This window comes from Aeromonas sp. QDB11 (assembly GCF_027705265.1).
Taxonomy (GTDB): domain Bacteria; phylum Pseudomonadota; class Gammaproteobacteria; order Enterobacterales; family Aeromonadaceae; genus Aeromonas; species Aeromonas allosaccharophila.
Genome location: NZ_JAPDBM010000115.1, coordinates 1 through 5,218, shown reverse-complemented (window position 1 = coordinate 5,218; position 5,218 = coordinate 1). Strand labels below are relative to the sequence as shown.

Genomic DNA, 5,218 nt, shown 5'->3' with positions numbered 1-5,218 from the left:
TTGCTGGCGGTGTACTCCTTGATGGCGCTCTTGAGCTCGTTGGCGATCCCGATGTAATCGACCACCAGCCCGCCTTGTTTGTCCTTGAACACCCGGTTCACCCGTGCAATCGCCTGCATCAGGTTGTGGCCCTTCATCGGCTTGTCCACATAAAGGGTATGTACGCAGGGCGCATCGAAGCCGGTCAGCCACATGTCGCGCACGATGACTAGCTTGAGCGGGTCACTCGGGTCTTTGAACCGCTTCTCCAGCCGTTTCTTGACCAAGGCTGGATGAATATGGGGGCGCAGCAACGCCTTGTCAGAGGCGCTACCGGTCATCACGATCTTGATGGCCCCCTTGTCGGGGTCCGGGTCATGCCAGTCGGGGCGCAGGGCCACCACGGCATCATACAAGTGCACGCAGATCTCGCGGCTCATGGCCACCATCATCGCCTTGCCATGCTGCGCCTGATTGCGCTCCTCGAAGTGGGCCACCAGATCGGCGGCCACCCGCTCTATCCTAGGCTTGCTGCCCACCACCTTCTCCAGTGCGGCCCAGCGTGACTTAAGCTTGGCCTGCTCACTCTCTTCCTCATCCTCGGCCAGTTCATCTACTTCGTCATCTAGGTGGGTCAGTTCGTCAGCTTTGAGCGACAACTTGGCGAGGCGTGACTCGTAATAGATCGCCACAGTCGCGCCATCTTCCTTGGCCTGCTGCATGTCATAGATGTGGATGTAGTCGCCAAACACCGCGCGGGTATCTCGGTCTTCGCTCGATACCGGAGTGCCGGTAAAGGCCACAAACGTCGCGTTGGGCAGTGCGTCGCGCAAGTGCTGGGCATAGCCGACTTGATAGCGCGCTGCCCCTTCTGCAATCTGGTTGGGCAATTTGAGTGTGGCATTAAAGCCGTACTGGGTACGGTGCGCCTCATCGGCAATCACCACGATGTTGGCTCGTTCGCTCAGCACTGGAAAGCTGTCTTCATCCGCGCCTGGCATAAACTTCTGAATGGTGGCAAACACAATGCCACCGGAGGGGCGATTGGCCAGCTTGCTGCGCAGATCTCCACGGGTTTCCACTTGCACCGGCTGCTCGCGGATCAAATCTTGCGACAGGGAAAACACCCCGAACAGCTGGCCATCAAGGTCATTACGGTCGGTGATCACCACGATGGTCGGGTTCTCCATCGCCGCCTCGCGCATCACCCGCGCCGCAAAGCAGGTCATGGTGATGCTCTTGCCGCTGCCCTGGGTGTGCCACACCACCCCGCCCTTATGGCTACCACCGGGGCGCGACGCCGCCACCACCTGGGTGATCGCCGCGCGTACGGCATGAAACTGGTGATAACCGGCGATCTTCTTGACCAAGCGGCCATCGTCTTCAAACAACACGAAAAAGCGCAGGTAATCGAGCAGCATGGCCGGGGTCAGAATGCCGCGCACCATGGTCTCCAGCTCGCCAAACTCGCCATAGGGGTCGAGGTTGACCCCATCCACCGTGCGCCACTGCATAAAGCGCTCGGCATTGGCCGACAGCGACCCCATCCGCGCCTCGCTACCATCGGAGGCAATCAGGATCTCGTTGTACTGAAACAGGTCGGGGATCTGCTCCTTGTAGGTCTGCAGCTGATCAAACGCCTTCCAGATGTCGGCATTCACATCGGCCGGGTTCTTGAGCTCAAGCACCACCAGCGGCAGCCCGTTGATGAAGAGGATGATGTCGGGGCGGCGGGTGTGTTTGGGCCCCTTGATAGAGAACTGGTTGATGGCCAGCCACTCGTTGGCGGTGGGCTGCTCGAAGTCAACGAGGCGGACAAAGTCCCCCACCGTCTCGCCATCGCGCTGGTACTGCACCGGCACCCCATTCACCAGCAAGCGGTGAAATGCCCGGTTGGCCGACAGCAGCGCCGGGGTATCGAGATTGACCACCTGCGCCAGCGCATCTTCACGCGCCACCAGCGGCACGGAGGGGTTGAGCCGGGCAATCGCCTCCCGCAAGCGCTCGCTCAGCAGCACCTGCTGGAACTGCTCACGCCACGGGTTATCAGAATCGGGGGCCACATCGTAGCCACACACCACGCGATAGCCCACCTCGCTCAGCCACCCCAGCACCTCTTGTTCCAACTGATCTTCGGTCATTGTTGCTCAATCCCTCAAGACGATCCCTGGCACCCCCATGGCCTCTGCCATTCGGGTATGCCCAACCTGCTCAGCGTCACAACGGGTGACATATCGACTCGTCACCCCCATCTGTCGATGGGATCGACAGGTTGCGAAAATATGTTTAAAAAAAGCCGAAAAATCGACACGTCATGGTGATATGTCGATCCCGTCACCCTGATCGGTTAGCGGGTCAACTCGGCGAACAACGCATCGTTGATGTAGTACTTTTCACGGCCAACCTGCTCTTCCCGCAAGATGCCCATCGTCGCCAGTGTTTGCAGATAGCGAGAGGCCGTCTGGCGTTTGGCAATACCGGCATCGACCAGAAACCCGATCTTGGTGTAGGGCTGCATAAAAATCAGTTCGACCAGATCCTTGCTATAGATGGCCTCCGCCTCCCGCTGCACCCGCTCGCGCACCTCTTCCATCAAACTCAGGATGCGATTGACCTGCTCAAAGGTTTGTTGTGCCGTGCTCTCCACAGCCCTGAGCATAAACAGCACCCAGGGTTCCCATTGCTGCGCTTCGGTGATGCCCCGTAGGCCGGCATAATATTCCTGCCGATTGGCGATGATGTAGCGCGACAAAAAGAGCACCGGGATATCCAACAGTTGCTGCTCAACAAGATACAACAGGTTCAGGATGCGACCGGTACGGCCATTACCATCGGGGAAGGGGTGAATCGCCTCGAACTGATAATGCATCACCGCCATCTTGACCAGCGGGTCCAGCTCATCCTCGGCATGGATAAATTGCTCAAGATTGGCCAGCTTGTCGCGGATCACCTGCTCTCCAACGGGTGGGGTATAAATGACCTCACCTCGGTCACTCTTCAGGGCCGTACCGGGGATGGCGCGAATGCCGATATCCACCTGTTTAATCAGCCGAACCAGTTCAATAAACAGGTTGGTATTGAGCGGGCGATCCTTGAGCGAATGGAAGCCATGATAGAGCGCCTCACGGTAGCGCAGCACCTCTTTGGTGTGAGGATCTGTCTTGCCATCGCGGTTGGCGGCGGCGCGATACAGCTCGTCATTGGTGGTGACGATATTCTCGATTTCCGATGAGAGCCGCGCTTCTTGCAAGATGATGCTGTTAATCAGCAGCCCCTGATTGGGGATCTTGGCCGCCAGCCCGCGCAGATTGGCCAATACCCGGTTGGCCGCGATGGCTTGTTTCAACACCGCCTTGGTCTCCAGCTCGATGATGGGGGGCAGCAATGGCAGGTCGTTATAGGGCTGGTTACGATCAAATGACATCAGCAGTCACCTCTTTTAGTCAGCATGGTTCCAACACCCCGCACTGGTGGCATCAAAAAATACAACCTCCTTGATGCCCGCATCATTTAGCATTTTTTCCATATGCACCCTTTCGGATTCAATTTTTTTTGGTGTCTTGTTACCAGCAAACACAGACACCGCGGCGCGACGGCATGGTGATAACGCCAGCTGCTCAAGAATATGACGATCCTGTTTGCCAATGCTCCAGCCATAAATAGTCATGCTGTCTTTGGGGCGAGGTAATTCATGTTGATACACATGGGAAAGATATCGGGAGCTATTTATCGCGGCGATCTTGCTCTCTGACGAGCCCTCGCACACAAACAGAGGTTGACCGTCATTATCACGCCAGTACTGGGTGATAAGGCTTAATGGGTCGCTATTGTCGGCCATCAGCTTACTTTCCTCGCCACCTTGAGTTCGGTAGAGCGCAAGATTGCCATGAGGATAAAAGACTCTGGTCACTCCGGGCTCAAGTTCAGCAGGGAATGACGCGTTGAAGCATTGCTTGATCAATTTGGGGTCTGTCGCGCGCGTCTTATCAATGGTGAACCCGTCCTCAAAACGCCAACCATTGGCTTGGCGAGCATTAAGTGATGCCCAATAGACTATCAAGTCGTAGTTGAGGCTGAATACCGTCGAAAAACCTGCCATAAAGCGGCCAATATGGGCAAGCCCTTGCTGGTCACTGATAGCCTTGTCTGGATGAATGTCTTTTACGGTATCGATCAGCGCCCGCCGCACATCTGTATAGGCGTTGCGAACTTTGTCACGCTCGATTTTGGCCAGCTCAAACTTTTGATTGATATAGTCAGCCTGCCATAGGCGATATAACACTCGTTCGAAATCACGGTCATTCTTGGCGAATTGATCAAACACCTCCTGTGCGGCAGGGCGGATAAATCCGTGCTCACAGCCCTGCTGATACAGGTTGGTGTAACGAAAACAGGGATCGACAGCGACACTGCCGCCATTGCCCACAATCAGGGTGTCGCTGTAATCGGCCTGTATCTCACGCCATGTCTTTATATCTGCCACGTCAGCTTGCCCCTTCGACCATAGCCTCAGCCTCCGGCAAGCGCAGTTGGCCAGAGATCAGACGGGGTAGCAGGGTGTCGCGTAGGGTCGCGAGGGTTCGAGCTTGTATTAGGTTTTCCTTGATGCGCTCCATCACCGGAGCAATAGTCTCCTCGAAAGCGGTAATTACGATGGTCTGTGGATAGACCACCGAAACTCCAGCTAAGGTATCTCGAGTGATTGTGTCGAACACGGAACCATGGGTCCGTTGTTTTAAGGTTTCAACAAGGCGATGCGTGCTGAAGTAAGTGAAATACACATCACCGGCCTTACCAGATAAGCCATAGCAGGACTGGTTCATCGCCATTGCTTGCCCCACCAGAGCAAGTCGACCTACAGTGCCTCGCGCCGAAATGATAGTAGTTCCCACAGGCAATAATTTGGTTGATGACTTGTTCAAGCCTTCGCAAGTGATGTGCTTTTCAGTCTCGATTACAAACACGTCTGTGGTTGCTGGAGCATCAACTACAGAAAACCAAGGAATGTCCCCATTCCAATACTCGCTGATAGAGGTTTTTGGCGTGCCCCCCCCAATAACATCAATCGTTTCAGTGAAGGACAAAACTCTCCACCCCCTCGGTATCATGCCAAGCGCGGACTCTTCGAAGCTGTCGGGGAACAGGGCGGCAACCTCGGGGGCCAGACCTGCTGGTTGCTCGCCACGAGCACGGGCATGGACCGGGTCGAAGTCAACAAACCACGACTTGAACAGCGCCT

Annotated in this window: 4 protein-coding genes; all 4 read right to left on the bottom strand. The window is 56.0% G+C overall.

Features of this window, described 5'->3' with window-relative positions; all coding sequences use genetic code 11:
* Nucleotides 1–2,120, bottom strand: a 2,120-nt coding sequence (locus tag OKC40_RS21635; RefSeq protein ID WP_270796960.1) for a type I restriction endonuclease subunit R, incomplete at its 3' end; no start/stop codon positions are given.
* 206 nt (nt 2,121–2,326) lie between these two features.
* Complete coding sequence (locus OKC40_RS21630; RefSeq protein WP_077097230.1) at nt 2,327–3,403, bottom strand: Fic family protein; 1,077 nt, start codon at nt 3,401–3,403, stop codon at nt 2,327–2,329.
* A gap of 15 nt (nt 3,404–3,418) precedes the next feature.
* Nucleotides 3,419–4,462: a DUF4917 family protein gene (locus OKC40_RS21625; protein WP_166541702.1), complete on the bottom strand. Its 1,044-nt coding sequence runs from the start codon at nt 4,460–4,462 to the stop codon at nt 3,419–3,421.
* 1 nt (nt 4,463) lies between these two features.
* The coding region (locus OKC40_RS21620) for a restriction endonuclease subunit S (RefSeq protein WP_270796959.1) at nt 4,464–5,218 on the bottom strand (755 nt) is incomplete at its 5' end.

What these genes read in the sequence shown, in the direction of transcription:
- OKC40_RS21630 (WP_077097230.1), bottom strand. Translation starts at nt 3,403, where the DNA reads ATGTCATTTGATCGTAACCAGCCCTATAACGACCTGCCATTGCTGCCC.